7 protein-coding genes and 1 pseudogene are annotated in these 17,779 nt (G+C 68.5%); 5 read left to right on the forward strand and 3 right to left on the reverse strand.

The window, feature by feature from the left end; genetic code table 11:
* The first annotated feature begins 55 nt into the window (after positions 1–55).
* The gene (locus tag QFZ74_RS11735) at positions 56–1,282 is read left to right on the forward strand and encodes a DNA cytosine methyltransferase (RefSeq protein ID WP_307620751.1); all 1,227 of its coding nucleotides are present in this window, start codon (positions 56–58) and stop codon (positions 1,280–1,282) included.
* 27 nt (positions 1,283–1,309) lie between these two features.
* Here QFZ74_RS11735 and QFZ74_RS11740 read toward each other — a convergent pair whose 3' ends face one another.
* The 3 genes from QFZ74_RS11740 to QFZ74_RS11750 are packed head-to-tail and all read right to left on the reverse strand — an operon-like array spanning position 1,310 to position 5,303.
* Positions 1,310–2,188, reverse strand: coding sequence for a DUF6339 family protein (locus tag QFZ74_RS11740; protein ID WP_307620752.1), 879 nt, complete (start codon positions 2,186–2,188; stop codon positions 1,310–1,312).
* Entirely contained in the window at positions 2,185–3,177 is a 993-nt protein-coding gene (locus QFZ74_RS11745; protein WP_307620753.1) for a hypothetical protein, read from the reverse strand. The genes QFZ74_RS11740 and QFZ74_RS11745 overlap by 4 nt, the downstream gene beginning before the upstream one ends.
* Positions 3,174–5,303 carry a helix-turn-helix transcriptional regulator gene (locus QFZ74_RS11750; RefSeq protein WP_307624124.1) on the reverse strand — a complete coding sequence of 710 codons (2,130 nt, stop codon included), beginning with the start codon at positions 5,301–5,303 and terminating at the stop codon, positions 3,174–3,176. The genes QFZ74_RS11745 and QFZ74_RS11750 overlap by 4 nt, the downstream gene beginning before the upstream one ends.
* A 584-nt stretch (positions 5,304–5,887) precedes the next feature.
* Here QFZ74_RS11750 and QFZ74_RS11755 point away from each other — a divergent pair.
* The 4 genes and pseudogenes from QFZ74_RS11755 to drmB all read left to right on the forward strand — a co-directional run bounded on the left by QFZ74_RS11755 (position 5,888) and on the right by drmB (position 17,666).
* Positions 5,888–10,645 carry a DEAD/DEAH box helicase gene (locus QFZ74_RS11755; protein WP_307620754.1) on the forward strand — a complete coding sequence of 1,586 codons (4,758 nt, stop codon included), beginning with the start codon at positions 5,888–5,890 and terminating at the stop codon, positions 10,643–10,645.
* Positions 10,642–12,555, forward strand: a complete 1,914-nt coding sequence (locus QFZ74_RS11760) for a UvrD-helicase domain-containing protein (protein WP_307620755.1) — start codon at positions 10,642–10,644, stop codon at positions 12,553–12,555. The genes QFZ74_RS11755 and QFZ74_RS11760 overlap by 4 nt, the downstream gene beginning before the upstream one ends.
* Positions 12,552–15,801: pseudogene (locus QFZ74_RS11765) on the forward strand (helicase-related protein). Before QFZ74_RS11760 ends, QFZ74_RS11765 begins: the two are co-directional and overlap by 4 nt.
* Positions 15,798–17,666 (forward strand): DUF1998 domain-containing protein, encoded by a 1,869-nt coding sequence (drmB, locus tag QFZ74_RS11770; protein WP_307620756.1) that lies wholly within the window; start codon positions 15,798–15,800, stop codon positions 17,664–17,666. The pseudogene QFZ74_RS11765 and the gene drmB overlap by 4 nt, the downstream one beginning before the upstream one ends.
* The last annotated feature ends 113 nt before the right edge of the window (positions 17,667–17,779 follow it).

Consider the following 17,779-nt stretch of genomic DNA (forward strand, 5'->3'; position numbering starts at 1 on the left):
CGGCCGCATGATACAGGCGATGGACACGATCCACGGCTAGCTACACTTCCACCTCATGACCCGAGCACCTCATCCCGACGCGAATCAGGATCCGCCCGTCATCGTCGACCTCTTCGCGGGACCGGGCGGCCTCGACATCGCAGCCGAGGTGCTCAATATCCCCACCATCGGCGTGGAGTGGGACGAATCGACTCGAGTCACCCGGCGTGCCGCCAACCTGCGGACGACCGAGATCGGGGACGTGGCAAAACTGAACCCGCTCGACCCGGAGGTCGCCTCGGCCAGCGTCCTCACCGGCGGGCCCCCCTGCCAGACCTACTCCGTGGCAGGAAACCGCGAGGGACACAAACATCTCGATGACGTGAAGCACCTGGCCCAGCTCGTGGGGCAGAGCAAGAACGTCGGGGAGCTGGAGAAGAACTGGGCGATGGTCGAGCAGACAGCTCGCATGCTGTCATGGGCCGACGAGCGCACCGGGCTCGTACTCCAGCCCCTGCGGTGGATCGTCGAGAAGATGCTCAAGTCCGACCCCTACAAGGTGGTGGTGCTGGAGCAGGTGCCGACCGTCCTGCCCGTCTGGAAGCACTACCGCGACATCCTTCGCGAGCTCGGATACGACGCGGATTGCCACATCCTGCACACCGAGGAGTACGGGGTGCCACAGACACGTCGCCGCGCGGTACTGATCGCCCGTTACCGGGGAAGCGCAGGCAAAGGTGTCGAGTTCCCACCCCTGACGCACCAGCGCTACCGCAAGGGGGTGAAGCGCCTCTCCGCAGCGCCTGAAAACACGGCGCCGACGAGTGACGTTCAGCAGAACCTGCCCTTCGAGACCCCGGATCCCGCCCCCGCCGCGAGGAAGCCGTGGGTCTCCATGGGCGACACACTCAAGGACTCCCGTTCCACGGAATTCGTCGTTCGCTCCAACTACGGCTCGGGCGGTGACCCCGAGAAACGAGGACTCCGCACCTCCAACGATCCGGCCGCCACGGTCACCGGCAAGGTACTGCGCAACAGGGTGTTCGACCTCAAAGGCTACGACGCTGGCGATCAACCTGAACTGGGGCCGGAACAGGACCGTTTCACGTTTCCCGAGGCCGGCCTACTGCAGACCTTTCCTGCCGAGTACCCGTGGCGAGGCACCGACGTCGCGCAACAGATCGGCAACGCGATCCCGCCGCTCCTGGCCATCCACGTCCTGTGCACAGCATTGCAACTGGACGAGGACCACAAGCAGCGAGCCATCAAAGCACTGGGGACCTGGCGTCCTCCCCACTTGTAGAGAGGACACCGGCCAGGACTGCTCGGATCAGCTTTCGTCCACTGCTTCCTCGCTCTCGTCCTTCCCGCGCACGGGCGCGTCCGCGAACAACTCCGCGAAGTGGTCCGTCAGGCGATCCACCGATGCCTCGGGGGCGTGCTCCTCGACAGGGCCATGAGGAAGAGGGCGATGGTGCACGGAGAGACCCTGCTCACCCTCGTCGATCCACCTCTGGACAGCCCCGGCATCCCGCTCCACGTCCGGCGCGATCACGTCGTACATCAGAGTCGCGGCCGCCGTGTTGACGGCTTTGCCCAGCGCGTTCGCATCACGGCCCGTCCGGACGACGTCCCTCTTCAGCAGCCGGACCAGCGCCTGCGCCGTCGGGCGGTGATCGATGACGTCCAACCTCAGCACCGTGTTCAACATGTCCTGGTTGCCACAGGCGGTGACCACCGGTTCATAGTCGGAGCCGTTACGGAACAGTTCGGCCGACCACCAGAGCCGGGCGAAGGCCTGCTTGTGATAGGGCCCTTTGAAGTAGCGGGCGTTGACGGTCTTCGTCTCGGAACGGTGACGCCAGACGACGAAGTCGGGAGCGACACCGAGGGCCAGGTAGTTCCACAGCGCGGAGTCCGCGGCCTCCGCACGCGTCAGCCGAAGGACGGCGTGCAGACGTGGCGCGAGCCAGGCGTCCACCTGCGTCGGCCGGTCGTCGCGGTACGTGTACATCGCGTCGTCGATCAGGTCCCGTATCGCGCGAAGTCGCGTCCGAGGGGTCTCGGGCAGCGGCTCGGAAGCCTGGTTCAGAGCGATCGACGGGACGTTGTCCTTCCCTGACAGCAACCCGTCCGTGATGAACCTCGCCGCGTTCTCGTCGGCCAGTCGCGCCAGGTACTCGGGCAGCTGGTCGGGCCTCTCCGTCATGCCTCGTCCTCACGCTTGAGCTTGTCCAGACCGCGTACGGTCTCCGAGAGCACCCTGGGCACCTCGGCCCTTCGCATCGCCGCGTACTGGATGCGCGGCTGCAGTTCTGTCCACCCCGTCGCACCCACACGCCGGCGGTGCACCTCACGCAGGGCGTCCTCGAGAGTGCGGTCGGGCACGACATCGGGGAGCATCTCCCTGAGCACCTCGCCCTGCCAACCGTTCGGGAACAGCGGTGTGCCGTCGTCCTCGATCTCCAGATCGCCGATGGCCGAATGAAACACGGCGATCCACACGTCGGCGGCCATCTGGGACACCATCAGTTCATTGACCAAACCCTCGGGGCCCCTTCCCTCGGCGCCGAGGACGTCCGTCATACCCTCGAAGTCGGTGTTGATATGCACGGTGGGCAGCGTGCCCGACGCGTTCACGATCCACGGGGCGTCGGTGAAGCTCCGCAGCCAGCTCGGGCCCTTGGCGAAACCGACTTCCTTGATGTCGAAGCTCTGCTCCCGTGTCGGGGTGTCGCTCCGCACGTCGACGATCCACTCGTCAGCCGCTTCCGCGATGATCCGTCCGGGCACCCCGTCGACCGTCGCGACCACCTGGACCGTCAGTGAGGCGCGGTCGAAAACATCCGCGCGCAGAACCTGCAGTTCACCGCGCCATTCCCGGCCGCCCTCGACCTCGGGGGCGAGCCGGGACGTGACACGCATGTTGGTCGTCCTGTCGGCCAGCACCGCGGCCACCACGACATCGGACCACGGGCCGCCCGGCTCGGTGGCCTTCGAAGGAATCGTGGCGGAGATCGCCAGGGTGGCGCTCTCCCAGTCCTCCGTCTCCGCCAGGCCGAGTGCGACGGCGCGCTCGATCACGGAGCGCGCGCGGGAGTCGAGCCGCTCGCGGGGCTGTTCGGGCGCCTTCACACTCGCCGCGTCAACCCGCAGGGAGACCGTGCCGCGCAGGCGTGGGTACGGGAAAACCTTCATGACAGCGACTCCCCTTCACCGGTGCGCAGTTCGACGACGAGCCCGCTCAGACTCGACCTGACGGCGTGTGTCGCGGGATCCGTCACTCCGCGGAACGTCGCTGAACGCGCTTCGTCGGAGAGACGCAGGGTGCCGTCCACCACCTGGCAGTTGTTCACTCCGACGAGCTCGGCCCACTCGATGGTGGGCCGCGGCCCGGAGCGTACGTCGAACTTGGCCACCGGGGCGAGCCGCCAGGTGTGGCCACCGGCAGGAATCCTGATCTCGCCGATCACCTGCCAGGCTCCGCCGTCGAGCAACTGAGCGTCCAGTTCCTCCAGTACAGGCAGCGTCGCCGCCGACAGGCGACGCGCCTTCTTCGCCGAGCCCACGGTCAGCTTCGGAGCCAGGCGCCCTCCCCCTGCCTTGGACTTCTTCTTGGGACGGACCACCAGCTCCTTGATCGCCGCATTGGTCTCCCGAGTGAGGGAGGCTATGCGCCGGTACGCCGAGGGCGAGTAGGTGAGCGTGAGCTCCTCGGTCTGTCCCCACTTGTTGTGCTCCGGGGGCTCAGCGGCGCGAAGGAACTCCTCTGCCTCGGCTGCGAACGGGGCCTGTGTGCCCGCGGCATCGCCGGCCAACAAAACGGCCTGGAACGGGTTGATGGACAACGGCAATCCGGGGACGGCGGCGTCCCGTACCGTCATGCGATTGCCTCGCATGGCCGCGACACGATTGGATTTGCCGTCGGCGTCCTCGGCGTCCGTCACCAGAAGCACGGCGCGGTGCTCTCCCAGAGAGCCTCGTCCGCCATCTCGGGTGGGCAGTTGCAGGGGCACGGTGGTCGCGGCGACCTGCCCGGATTCCGTGAGCCGTTCCACGGTCGTGCCGTCGAGGAACGCCTTCAGAGCGCGTGTGCGCGAAGGCTGTGTCACCGTGGGGTCGACGCGCTCCTCCGGGAGGACCACCTCGCCGTTGCGGAGGGTGCGCACGGAGGCCTCCAGCAGAGGCAGTCGGTCGCCACCCCCCGTCATCGCCGCCCAGAAGTTCTTGCCCAGCGCCTGCACGAGCCTGCGATGCATCCGATGGATGCTGTCGTCGTCATCGCCCTCGTCGTCATCGGGTACGCGGTTGGCATCCACGAGGCTCGCCACGTCGTGGGCTCCGACGATCAGGAACGATGTCCCGGGCTCACCGCTCTCACGCGTCAGATGAAGGGAAGCGACCGTCTCCTCGTCCGCCCACCAGGAGCGTGCCACGGCGGCTCCCGGCGAGTCGGGGTCGGGTCGCCCGAGCCACGCCGGCCCTGCCCACGCGCTGCCGTCCACCTGACGCCACGGCAGGTCCAGCCGCCCGATGAGTCGCCGTTCGGTCCGGCCCTCGTGCGGTTCGGACAGCGTGGAGTTCATGAGTACGAGGCCGAGTCGACTGGTGGCCCACAGAGTGGCCTTGCCCAGACCGTACGAACCGCCCGCCGAACTACCGGACTTGTGGCTGTCGAGCTGACGCCTCACCACTGCCGCGAAGCGGCCGTCGTCGTAGTCGTCGCCCGTCAGACCGGCGGCGTTGTAGTCGTCCACCCGCAACAGCACAAGCCGGTCGTGCTCGTACATGTCCCGCAGCCCGGAGTCGATGACCCGGCCGACCTTCTGTTCCTGGGCGGCAGCCGTCACGTAGTGCGGGTAGAGGTCGTCCCACCGGATCGCTTCTCGGAACCTCGCGAGGGTCTCGCCGGTGAGTTCGTGCAGGGTGTAACGGACACGTACAGGTTGCCCGTTGGCGGTCAGCCGCTCATCGAGACTGTTCTGGCAGGTCTCCCTTGCGAGCACCTCCACGTCCGCGTCGAAGGCGAACGCCGCGGCATTGCCCAACTCGCGGCCGCCGTCGGCGTGTCCGGGACGGTGGTACCAGCCGACGGGGAGGCCGGCCTGGGTGTCGGCGGTGCGGGTGTGCACCGTGGCCAGATCGGTGTTCAATGCCCGAGCGATACGTTCGATCGTCTCAGGTCGCGGGGTGGCCCGTCCGGTGATCCACGCCGAGACCGCCGCACGCGTCACGTCCACGGTCTGGGCCAGCTCGGTCTGCGTCATGTCGGCGAGCTTCAACTGCCGCGCCAGCCATGGACCGAAGTCCTCGCTTGCTTCCACGGTCACCTGCTCTCGGGTTGTGCTCCACTTGCGTAGGACAGCGAGGCCACCCTACCCGCGCCTTTGACAACCGGCCCCTTGTCAAAGGGTCTTTGACAGAGAGCCCGACCTTCAAGGCATTACACGCTGCCAGACTTCACCCGGATTCATCCGGGTTGCCCCTTTCTTCGCCCTCCGCGCACCCCTTCGGAAGCCTTGCGCGCCCCCGACGCGGCCCGCTACCTTCTACTCCAGCGGCCCCACCCGCATCGGATGAAACGATTCTCCGAAGCCCTGGTTGAAGTGTGCCGTCTTCTCGTTTTAAATCTCCCGACGGCAGCACAGGCAGCGGTGTGCGGAAATCTGTCTTCGCGCACCCAACTTCATTCGCCAGCCCTCCTCGTGCGTAATACACGCTGACTCGCCGTCTCGCCGACCGAAAAACAGAGGCCGCGTTTCGGGAACCGCCGTCCCGATAGCCGCGTCAGTCTCCACACCCACACGTCGACACATATATGACCGGGAGTCACATCGGGACCGCCTCGGTCCGAACAGCGCACCGTTCCGCCCCTCCCGCCAGGCCTTCACCCCAGGACCGGAGTCCCATGTCTTCTGACTTGACCCCTGTGATCAAGACCGTGGTCGATCAATCCTCCCGTGTTCTCAGGACGTACGCCGTCGATCCCGGCCTCATACCTGAACACGCCAACGGAGAAAGGCGGATCACCCAGGGTGGATACGGTGACCGGCAGCTCTTCGAACTCGTCCAGAACGCCGCGGACGAGATCGCCGCAGAGCCCGGCGGCTGCGCCCACGTCGTTCTCACGGATACTTATCTCTACTGCGCGAACGAGGGATCGGCCGTCACTCCCGAAGGCGCCGAGACGATTCTCCGGATGAGCATGTCGCGGAAACGCGGCGGCCAGATCGGTCGTTTCGGGGTCGGCGTGAAATCCGTGCTCGTCGTGACCGACGCCCCGCAATTCTTCAGCCGCACCGGCTGTTTCGGCTTCGACCGCGAGTGGGCCCACGCGCGGATCCGCGCCGTTCCCGAGGTCACGGCCCGGCTCGGCGAGAAGTTCGAGGCTCCGGTGTTGCGCATGGCCCGTCCCTTGGACGAAGCCGCCGAGCGCGCCGCCGACCCCGTACTCGACGAACTGCTGACCTGGGCCACCACCGTCGTCCGTCTTCCGCTGCTCGACGGCGCCGCCGATCGGCTCGGCCAGGACATGCACGGAGGGCAGTCGGCCGGCGGCCGGGAGGAGTTCCCCCTCGGGTTCCAGCTCTTCTCGCCGCACGTGGCCAAGGTGATCCTGGAGGACCGCCGTCCGCGGCCTGTCGTACGGCGGACGCTCACCGTCGAACGAGACCAGGAACTGCACACCGTCCGTGAGGAGCGCCCCGGCAGGCACCCCTCGGCCAACCGATGGCGGGTGTTCACCCTCACCCACGAGCCGACCGCCGCCGCCCGCTCCAGTGCGGGCGAACTGCACGACCGGGTCGCCCTCGACATCTCGTGGGCCGTGCGCGAGTACGAGAAGGACGCCGCCGGGCTCATGTCCTCGCCCCGGGGGCGGGGCCGGTTCTGGTCGTTCTTCCCGACCAAGTACGAGATGACGCTGAGCGGAATCCTCAACGGTGCCTGGAAGACGAACGAGGACCGGCAGAACCTGCTGGACTCCTCCCCGTTCAACCAGGAGATGATCCGCATCGCCGCCCGGCTGGTGCTCGAGTCCCTTCCGAAGCTGGCCCACGTCGAGGACCCCGCCGCGTACCTTCCGCTCCTTCCCGGCCGTGCTCGTGAGTCGGAGACGGTCAGTTGGGCCGACCGCTATCTCACCGAGCACATCTGGGAGGCCACCGCCCAGCGTCCGTCGCTGCCCGACCAGGACGGGCGGCTGTGCGTGCCGCGCGACCTGCACATCCACCCGTCGCTCGGCAAGGACAACAAGTCGCTGGTCCGTTGGCTGACCCTGTGGAGCTCGTACCCGGGCCGGCCCACGAACTGGCTGCATCCGTCCGTGGAGGCCACGGATCTCCGCGCCGGCAAGCTGGACCACATCCTCAAGGCCGCCAAGCGGGAACGCGCCACGGTGCGCGAGTGGTTGGAGGCACTGGTCGCCGACGGCACCGCCGAGGCCTCCGCCACCGCCGTCCGCATCGTCGCCGACATGGTCCAGTCGTCCTCCCCGTACGCGAACGACGCGCGCACCACGCGGATCGTGCTGACCGAGGAGCACGGCATGGTGGCCCCGGTCGTCGGCAAGGTGTTTCGCCGCACCGACCAGGACGGGCTGCGCGAGTCCCTCGTGTACGTCGACACCGCTCTGTCCGACGACCCGTCCCTCGCGGGCGCCCTGTCCGTGCTCGGCATCCGGGACGCCGACGTCCGAGGTCGCTTCGTGAGCGTCCTCGAGCAGGGCTTCGCCTCGTACGGGCCGCAGGAATGGACCCGGTTCTGGGAGCTTTTCCACCAGGCCGGGAGCAGCCACCTGTCCCACGAGGTGATCCGGCGTGTACCCGAGCCGCTCTCGACGCTGTATGTGCGCACCTCGGACGGCCGCTTCCGTCCGATGCGGGACTGCATGCTGCCGGGCCCGGTCGTGACGCCGGAGTCGGACGCTTGCGTCGCCGTCGACGCCCGGTTCCACTCCGACGACATGGCCTTCTTCCGCGAGGTGGGGTTGCGCGACCGCCCCACGGGGGGACATCGCCCCGAGGCGGAAGCGTGGTTCGAGCAGTACCGCGAGGCCATGCACAAGGCGTACTGCGCCACCCTGCCCAACCAGGCCTCCCGTCCGACGCTCGCCAAGATCAAGCTGGAGGGTTCCGCGGTCGGCGGACCGCTGCACCTGCTGCCGGAACTCTCGAACGAGGCCCGGGCCAACTTCCTGAAGGTGCTGTCCGACGACGCCCTCGTCGACAACTGGACGCTACAGGTGGGAGCGCAGGTCAGCACCCGTAAGGCCGTGGCCTCGCCGATCCGCTGGATGCTCAAGCGGCATGGTCTCGTCCCCACCTCTCAGGGAATCCGCCCGGTCGGCGAGGCGGTCGGCCCCCAGCTCGATGCGTACAGCGACGTACTGCCGGTCGCGCGGATCAGCGCCGAGAAGGCCCGCAAGCTTCGCCTGGCCGCGAGCGTCGAGAACGTGCCCGACGCCTTCTGGGACCAGCTCCTGGAGAAGCTCCAGCACAGCGAGGACGACGTGTTCATCGGTAACACGTACGTGCTCCTGACGCGCCTGGAGGTGCCCTTTCCCGACGACTCGCTCACGCGGTGCCGCATCGGCGAGGAGTGGGGCACCCGACCCGACGGTGAGATCGCTGTCGCCTCGTCGCAGGAGGAGTATCGGGCGTTGCGCTCCGAGGGGCTGCCCGCCCTGCTGGCCTCGTCGACCAAGGACGCCGCGCTGCTCGTCAAGCAATGGGGGATGCTGCCGTACGCCGACGTGATCAGCCGCGAGACCCGGCATGAGCCCGCCGGCGAGCCGGTCCCCCTCAAGGAGGCGTACCCCACGCTGCGGCAGATGCGCGGCTCGCAGGTGGACCAGTACACGCTGCAGCGGTGCAAGGTTCTCGAAGAGGTGACGCGTACCCCCAACGGCATGCGCCCCACGACGCTGAACAGCAGCCTGCAGGGATCCACGATCCTCGTGCTCGAACCCGCCGACCCCCTTGGCGCACTGATGGCCGTGGACCGTGAACTGCGCTGGCGCATGGGAGAGGCCGGATGCCGGCAGGTTCTGGAGGCGCAGCGGCGCCAGGAGGAGGACCAGAAGGTCAAGAGCGCGCTGAAGGCCGTACGTGAGGCCGACGACGTGGTGGCCAAGCTCCTGCTGCTGCTGGGCGCCGACACCCTGCGGGACCGTCTGCCGGCCGGACTGATGGACGGTGAGCGCGCGGAGAACAGTGGGGCCGAGCCCGACGGCTATCGCATCGCGCAGATGGCGTTCAACGCGCACGGAGACAGCATCCTGCACGAACACGCCCGTGACCTGCAGAACCTCTACCCGAGCCATGCCCCGACGTCGTTCAGGGGCGCCTCCACAGCAGTGGCGTTCGTGGCGGACCTCCGCTTCCCCGACGCCTTCGCCGGCTTCCGGGCGCCGTCGTTGGAGCCGCGGATAGACGTGGACGGGCCGCGTCACTTCCCGCGCCTTCACGACTACCAGGAACGACTGGCCGCCAACGTCTTCACCATGCTGGACCGCATCGTCCCGCAGCGCGGCATGCTGTCCCTGCCGACCGGCGCGGGCAAGACGCGTGTCACCGCCGAGGCGGTGATCCGCTGGGTCAAGCAGGTGGGCCGGCTCGACGGGCCGATCCTGTGGATCGCCCAGACCGAGGAGCTGTGCGAACAGGCCGTACAGAGCTGGAAGTTCGTATGGGAGAAGGTCGGAGCGGAGACCCCTCTGGCGATCAACCGTCTGTGGTCGACGAACGAGGCAGCTCCCGTCACCGACCGACCGCAGCTGGTCGTCGCGATGGATGCCAAGCTCCAGCAGCCGACCTGCCTCGCCGCCGATGCCTACGCCTGGCTGCGCGACCCGGCCCTCGTCATCATCGACGAGGCGCACACCGCCATCACGCCCCGCTACACCGACATCCTGAAGAGCCTCGGCCTGACGTCCTCCCGCACCGACCGTCATCTCCTGGGGCTCACAGCGACACCGTTCCGCAACACCAACCAGGACGAGACGCGCCGTCTGATCAATCGCTTCGGTGGCAGGCGTCTGGACGACGGCGTCTTCGAGGGCGGCGACGCGTACGCCGAGCTGCAGCGACTCGGCATGCTGGCGCAGGTCGAGCACCGTCTCCTGCAAGGCGGCACGATCACTCTGCAGCCCGAGGAGAGGCAGTACGCCGAACAGATGAGCATTCTGTCCAGGGCGGCCGAGCAGCGGCTGGCCAAGGACCACGACCGCAGCTCACGCATCGTGGCCGAGATCTCGGCCATGCCGGAGGACTGGCCGGTGCTGGTGTTCGCCACATCGGTCGACCACGCAAAGTACCTGGCGGCCAAGCTGCGCGACCGTGGCATCACCGCCTCCGCCGTCGACTCCAACACGTCGGCCATCGACCGGCGCCGACGCATCGACGACTTCCGGACGGGCCGCACCCGTGTGCTCACCAACTACGGCGTCCTCACCCAGGGCTTCGACGCTCCTGCCACCCGAGCCGTCGTCGTCGCCCGCCCGGTGTACAGCCCCAACGTGTACCAGCAGATGATCGGCCGCGGTCTGCGCGGTCGCCTCAACGGTGGCAAGGAGACCTGCCTGATCCTCAACGTCCGCGACAACATCGAGAACTTCGACACCGCCCTGGCCTTCACCCAGTTCGAGCACCTGTGGAGCAGCAAGTGACCGCCCCCTATGACGACAGCCCTCCGCTCACCGACGAGCAGCGGGCCGTCGTCGCCCTCCCCTGGGACACCCGCCTCCTGGTCACCGCCGGGGCGGGTTCCGGAAAGACCCACACAGTCGTACGGCGCCTCGACGCGCTGGTGGGTCACGAGGACCCCGAAGAGGCGCTGGAGGCGGGCGAGATCCTCGTCCTGAGCTTCTCCCGCGCCGCCGTACGTGAGTTGCGAGACCGGATCGCCCGCCACGGCGACCGCGCCCGCAGGGTGCGGGTCCAGACCTTCGACTCGTGGGCGTACCAGTTGCTCGTGCGGGCCCACCCCGACCAGGAGTGGGCGGCCCGCAGCTTCGACGAGCGCATCCGCGCGGCGACGGATGCGCTCGAGAAGGGCGCGGTGGAGGCCGGTGAGCTCGGGGCTCCCGCACACGTGGTGATCGACGAGGCTCAGGACCTGGTGGGTGACCGTCGCGACCTGGTGGAGGCGTTGCTCGACCGCTTCCAGCGCTCGTGCGGATTCACCGTGGTCGGCGACTCCGCCCAGGGCATCTACGGGTTTCAGATCGAGGACCCGACGGAGCGAGCGAAGGAGACGGATCGATTCTTCGACTGGCTCCGGGAGTCCTACGACGATCTCGTCGAGCTCGGCCTGACCGAGAACTTCCGGGCAAGGAGCGACCAGGCCCGCACCGCGCTCCCCCTCGGCTCTCGGCTGCAGAACCTGGCCGCCTCCCCCGACGGCCAGGAGGCCGCGGCCGCGCAGCTCCACACCGAACTGCGCGACCGTCTTCTCGACCTGCCGAACCTCGGCAACCTGACCGACGGGTTCATGCTGGACGCGTTGAAGACGTTCCCGGACACCTGCGCCATCCTGACCCGTGACAACCGTCAGGCGCTCGCCGTGTCCGAGCTCCTGCACGAGCACGGGGTGGACCACGCGCTGAAACGTTCACTGCAGGACCGTCCCGTTCCGCACTGGGTCGCCGAACTGCTGCGTCGTTCAGAGTCGTTGACGCTCACCGAAGCTCGCTTCCTGGAGTTGCTCGCGCAGATCCCGTTGGCTCCCGGGGTGGAGCCGCAGCGGTGCTGGCGGTCGCTGCGTGCCGCGACCCGGCGCACCGGCCGCGGCCTCGTCGACGTCTCCGCCGTACGGCGTCTGGTGGCGGAGGGGCGCTTCCCCGACGAGCTGGCGGACCCGGAATCGGCTCGTTTGATCGTCTCCACGGTTCACCGGGCCAAGGGCCTGGAGTACGACAGGGTGCTGCTGCTGTCGCCCCCCTCCATCGCCGAGCTGCGGAAGGCACACGAAGATCTCGACGTGCCGGCCGAGGCGCGAGCTCTCTACGTGGCCATGACGCGCGCCCGCGAGGACCTGTACCCCGTGGCGGGTCCGGACACCTCGGCCATCCGCCGACACCGCCCCACCGGGCGCTGGTACCGAGGTGGTTGGAAGAAATTCGCGCGCTACGGCATCCAGGCAATGGCGAAGGACATCCACCGCGAGCAGCCTCCCGACTCGCACGAGGCAGGTGGGTCCGCGCTCGAGACGCAGACCTACCTGTTGGAGCACGTTCGTCCGGGTGATGCGGTGACGCTTCGGATGCGTCATCCGGTCCCTGTGGGGCCGGACCAGAGTCCGCCCTACGACCTGGTCCACCGCGACCGAGTCGTCGGCGAGGTCTCCGAGCGCTTCCGCCGAGACCTTCGAGCGGTGGAAGCGGTCTCACGCTCGTGGGAGATCACCTGGCCCACCGAGATCGTCGGCCTGCGCGTGGACACGCTGGAGACGGTGGCGGGCAGCACCGCGGCTGGGGTCAACGCTGGGCTCGGCGGCAACGGGGTGTGGATCGCCCCTCGGATCACCGGAATCGGACGGTATCGACGCGGCGAGCGCGCCGGGGAGGAACAAGGATGACGCACGGAACGGGAACGCATGCCGAGCACTATCGGGTCCGTGAGGAGCTCGTGGCGCGGCTGCGCCGCGAGCTCCTCGGACCGGATGTAGAGGCGGGCGACGACCCGGTCGAGGTACTCACCCAGGACGCCCCGATCACCCGCTACCCGATCGGCGTGCTGTTCCCGAGCGCCGCCGATCGCGAGGCCGAGCGGCGTGTGTCGGAGGACGCCGCCGAGGAGGAGGGGCTGGACGAGGCCCCGCTGCTCGGCCACGACAGCCCCGAGGAGACCGACGGCTCCGGCGAGCCTCCGGTCTCGGGTGACCGCCGCCCGTCGGCCATGGGGCTCACCTTCGCCGTGGCACCCGAGATCTGTCCCGAGATCGTGATCTCCGCGCGAGCCGCCGTATACGACCCTGTGGACCCCGAGGGCCGGCCGGTGTCCGCGCGGCGGGCGGAGGCTCGGTCGACGGCGGGCCAACGCGAGCATTGGCGACGCCGAGAACTGGAGCTGCCGGACACGAGGGTCGATGTCACCCGGCCGGGCACTCTCCACCCGACTCCCGTTCTCGCCGACGGTGTACAGCTGCACGTCCTCGTACGACCGGCCGGCGCGCCTTCCGGGACGGTCACCGTCACGGTCACCCTGATCAACACGCATGTCGTGGGCGAGAAGGAACTCCAGGACGCGTTCGCCCTGTTCCAGCCCGGCCTCCGGGTCCGGGCGGCCAACGGCGCGTCCGCCTTCGTCGAACGTCCCGCCGCTCTGTCCGCCGTCGACTCGGAGCTGGCCATCAGTCGTCTGCTGTATCGCCATGCCCCCACCTTCGCCGTGGGTCACGGCTGTTCCGCCCACTGGGACTGGGCGCCGCCATCGGTCGGCCTGACTGACATAGAGCGTGCCGCGATCAGTGAAATCCGCTCCGACTTCCTGCCCACTCACGAGGTGCTGCTGACCGACTCCAACCCGGAGATCGACAGCTCGGCCCTCGGCATGCTCGGTCTCGCCGAGCGCCCGGACGCGGAGGTGCTCGCCGCGCTGCGCGGTCTGGCCCGCGGCTACGAGCAGTGGATCGAGGCCAAGGCCACCGAGGCCGTCGCGCTCACTGGGACGACCCACGAGAAGCCCGCGCGGGAACAGCTCGACATCTGCCGCGAAGCCCTTGGTCGAATGCGCGCGGGTATCCGGATCCTGGCGGAGAAGCCGGACGTCATGGAGGCCTTTCGGCTGGCCAACCGGGCCATGGCGGAGCAGCGAGCGCGCAGCGCCTGGGTGAAGGGCGGCCGTAAGGGCAAGCCCGATCTGTCGACCCAGCGCTGGCGGCCGTTCCAGATCGCGTTCATCCTTCTGTGCCTGTGCGGCATCGACGCGCCGAACCATCCCGACCGCAAGGTCTCGGACCTGCTGTGGTTCCCCACCGGTGGTGGCAAGACAGAGGCCTACCTGGGCCTGATCGCGTTCACCACGTTCCTTCGCCGGCTGCGCCGCGGGACCGAGGGGGGGTGGCGTCACGGTGCTCATGCGGTACACGCTGCGCCTGCTCACCCTCCAGCAGTTCGAGCGCGCCACGATCCTCATCTGCGCGATGGAACGGATGCGCCGGGGCGCCCCCGACCGATTGGGCGCAGAGGGCATCTCCATCGGCATGTGGGTCGGCAAGTCGGCCACGCCGAACGACCTGAAGACGGCTGGCGAGAAGCTGGTCAAGCTGCGCGGAGGGCAGAGCCTGCAGACGGAGAACCCGGTGCAGCTCCACGCCTGTCCCTGGTGCGGCACGGCGCTGGACGCCCACAACTACTCGGTGGACGAGGACGACGTCCGCATGGACGTGCGCTGCCCCGGCCCGGACTGTGACTTCGCCTCCGGGCTGCCCGTGCACCTGGTGGACCAGACCATCTACGAGGCCCGCCCCACGCTCGTCATCGCCACGGTCGACAAGTTCGCCTCCATGCCGTGGCGCGAGGACACCGCCGCATTGTTCAACCGGGACCGCGTCGGCGACACGACTCCGCCCCCCGAGCTGATCGTCCAGGACGAACTCCACCTCATCTCCGGGCCTCTGGGAACGCTGACCGGCCTGTACGAGACGGCCGTCGACGCCCTGGCCGAAGAGCCGAAGGTGATCGCTTCCACGGCGACCATCCGTCGCGCGGCCGAGCAGGGACTGCACCTCTTCGACCGGGACGTACGTCAGTTCCCCCCGGCCGGTCTGGACGCCCGGGACTCCTGGTTCGCCGTGGAGACCGACCGCAAGGCCAAGGCCAGTCGCCGCTACGTGGGGCTGCTCGCTCCCGGCACCAGCCAGTCGACGCTTCTCATCCGGACGTACGCGGCCCTGCTCCACCAGGCCATGCGCGCGGACACGAGCGACGAGGTCCGGGACGCGTACTGGACACTGGTGGGCTACTTCAACAGCCTCCGCCTGCTCTCGGCCGCCGAGCTCCAGGTGAACGACGACGTCGAGGACTATCTGCGGCTGCTCGCCGACCGTGACGGAACCGAAGTACGGATCTCCAACCGCTACTCGGAGCTGACCAGCCGTGTCGACGCGAGCCTGATCCCCGCCCGGCTCAAGGAGATCGAGAAGCGCTACCCGGATCCCGACGTTCGCGACGTCCTCCTGGCCACCAACATGATCGCCGTCGGTGTCGACGTCGACCGCCTCGGCCTGATGGCGGTGATGGGCCAGCCCCAGACCACGGCCGAGTACATCCAGGCCACCAGCCGCGTGGGCCGTGCCCATCCCGGCCTGGTCGCCGTGATGCTCAACTCCACCCGTTCCCGCGACCGTTCGCACTACGAGAACTTCCTCCATTTCCACTCCGCGCTCTATCGGGAGGTGGAGTCCACGTCCGTGACGCCGTTCTCCGCCCGGTCGCGTGACCGCGGTCTGCACGCCGTCGTCGTGGCCCTGGTCCGCATCCTCATCCCCGAGGCCCGCGCGAACGATGCCGCCGGTCGGATCGACTCCTACCTGGATCGCATCCACGCGGAGATCAAGCCGCTGTTCACGCAGCGTGTCTCCCAGGTCGCCCCCGAGGAGCTGCAGGACACCTCCGACGCCTTCGACGAATTCGTCAAGTGGTGGAAGGAGAAGGCGGACGCGCACGGCGGACTGCTGTACGTGCCCCACCGCGGCAAGCCCACCCCCGCCCTGCTCAAACCGTTCGACGACGAGTCCGAGGGCGCCGACGCCTGGTCCACCCTGTGGAGCCTGCGCGACGTCGACGCCGAGTCCGCTCTCTTCATGGAGGCTTCCCGATGACCCCGCCCCCCGCGCGGCGCCGACGCGGCGCCGACGGCAATTCGCCCGCTCCCCGCCTGGCCTTCCCCCGTCGCGGTTCGGTGCGCCGCTCCCAGATGATCACCACGTACGGTGTCGGATCACTGATCGCAGTCGACAACGAGTCGTTCATCGTCTCCGGCCTCGACGAGGCCGACCGGAGCTGGGCCGACGACGAGGCGCCGAAGGTCTACGAGCACCGTCTCGCCCGGGTCCTGGGAGTGAGTCACTTTCGGTTGCCCCCGGCCTCCGAGGACACGAGCAAGGACGGGGTACGCGTTCGACGGTTCCCGCTGTGGCACTCCTGCCCGAAATGCCAGTCCCTGCAGCATGTGCGGGGCTTCAACCCGCCCGTCGGCAAGAACGTCTGCACAGACTGCGACGACGAGCCGCTGGTGCCGTCCCGATTCGTCATGGCCTGCGAGGACGGGCACCTCGACGACTTCCCCTACTGGAAGTGGCTTCACCGCAAGAACCGTGAGGAGGGTGCGGTCGGACGGTGTGGCGGCCGGATGGGCATGCGCTTCTCCGGTCAGAGCGCCTCGTTGCGTTCCATTCTCATCTCGTGCACGTGTGGCGTGCCGGAGGTGTCCATGGAGGGCGCCTTCCGCCGCTCAGTCCTGAGCGACCTCGGGGTGCGGTGCGCGGGCCGGCAGCCCTGGCTCAAGGACGCGCCCGCCGAGTTCTGCACACAGGCGCCGCGTACGCTCCAGCGCGGTTCGTCGGCGGTCTGGCAGCCGGTGCTGAGGTCCGCCCTGTCCATCCCTCCGTGGAGCGACGGTATCGCCGACAAGCTCTCGGAGCACTGGGAGAATCTGCGTTCGCTCGCGTCCCGCGAGAAGATCGAGATCTACCTCATGGGAGCGTTCCAGGGCGACGACTCGATCTCGGTCGACACGGTGATGGACCTGCTGGAGGCCGAGCAGGAGGAGGACCCGACGCCGGACGGCAACTCGGACGCCGGTGCGGTGAGCCGTTACCAGGTGCTGCGCCGCCAGGAGTACGAGCGGCTCTGCTCCGGCAACGCCCTGCGGGACAAGGGGCGCGAGGAGCAGTTCATCTGCGAGCCGCCGGTCTCGGATCCCTCGATCCTCGCCCCGCTCGGCGTCGGCAGGCCGATGCTGGTCAAGCGCCTGCGCGAGGTGCGGGCGCTCAAGGCGTTCACCCGCATCGCGGACCCGGAGTCGAGTTCCGACGGCCACGAGGCCGCCCTGTCCCTGGCACCGACGAACTGGCTCCCCGCCATGGAAGTGCACGGCGAGGGCGTCTTCATACGCCTCGACGAGAACCGGTTGGACGACTGGGCCGAGTCGGTCGCGGTGGCCGCTCGCGTCGAGCGCATACGCACCAACCACAACCGCATGCTGAGGGAACGGGCTGCTAACCCCGCGGAGGTACCTGTCTCGCCCGCCACGCCCCGCATGGTGCTGCTGCACACTCTGGCGCACGCGCTGATCAACGAATGGAGTCTGGAGGCCGGTTACCCGGCCGGAGCGTTGCGCGAGCGCCTGTACGCGGACGCCACCATGGCCGGCTTCCTCATCTACACGGCGACCAGCGACTCCGCCGGCAGTCTCGGCGGCGTGGTGGCCCAGGGGGAGCCCAAGCGTCTCGCCGAGGCGCTCGGCTCAGCACTGCGGCGCGCCACCTGGTGCTCCGCCGACCCGCTGTGCATCGAGGCGCGGTCGTCCGGCACCGGGGGTGCGAATCTGGCGGCGTGCCATGCCTGCGCGATGCTGCCCGAGACGAGCTGCGAGCACAACAACATCCTGCTCGATCGCGCGCTGCTCGTCGGCACCCCGGACGACGCGCGGCTGGGGTTCTTCGCGCACATACTGAACAACTGACATCCGGCCGACCGTGGGACGCCGATATGTATCGGCGTCCCACGACGCTTTCAGCGTCTCCGAAGTAGCTGTTGGACGGTCCGGATCACCCTGGATTGCCGGTAGATGTCAAT

Source organism: Streptomyces sp. V3I7, from assembly GCF_030817495.1.
Lineage (GTDB): Bacteria > Actinomycetota > Actinomycetes > Streptomycetales > Streptomycetaceae > Streptomyces.

What these genes read in the sequence shown, in the direction of transcription:
- QFZ74_RS11735 (WP_307620751.1), top strand. Translation starts at nt 56, where the DNA reads ATGACCCGAGCACCTCATCCCGACGCGAATCAGGATCCGCCCGTCATC.
- QFZ74_RS11740 (WP_307620752.1), bottom strand. Translation starts at nt 2,188, where the DNA reads ATGACGGAGAGGCCCGACCAGCTGCCCGAGTACCTGGCGCGACTGGCC.
- QFZ74_RS11745 (WP_307620753.1), bottom strand. Translation starts at nt 3,177, where the DNA reads ATGAAGGTTTTCCCGTACCCACGCCTGCGCGGCACGGTCTCCCTGCGG.
- QFZ74_RS11755 (WP_307620754.1), top strand. Translation starts at nt 5,888, where the DNA reads ATGTCTTCTGACTTGACCCCTGTGATCAAGACCGTGGTCGATCAATCC.
- drmB (WP_307620756.1), top strand. Translation starts at nt 15,798, where the DNA reads ATGACCCCGCCCCCCGCGCGGCGCCGACGCGGCGCCGACGGCAATTCG.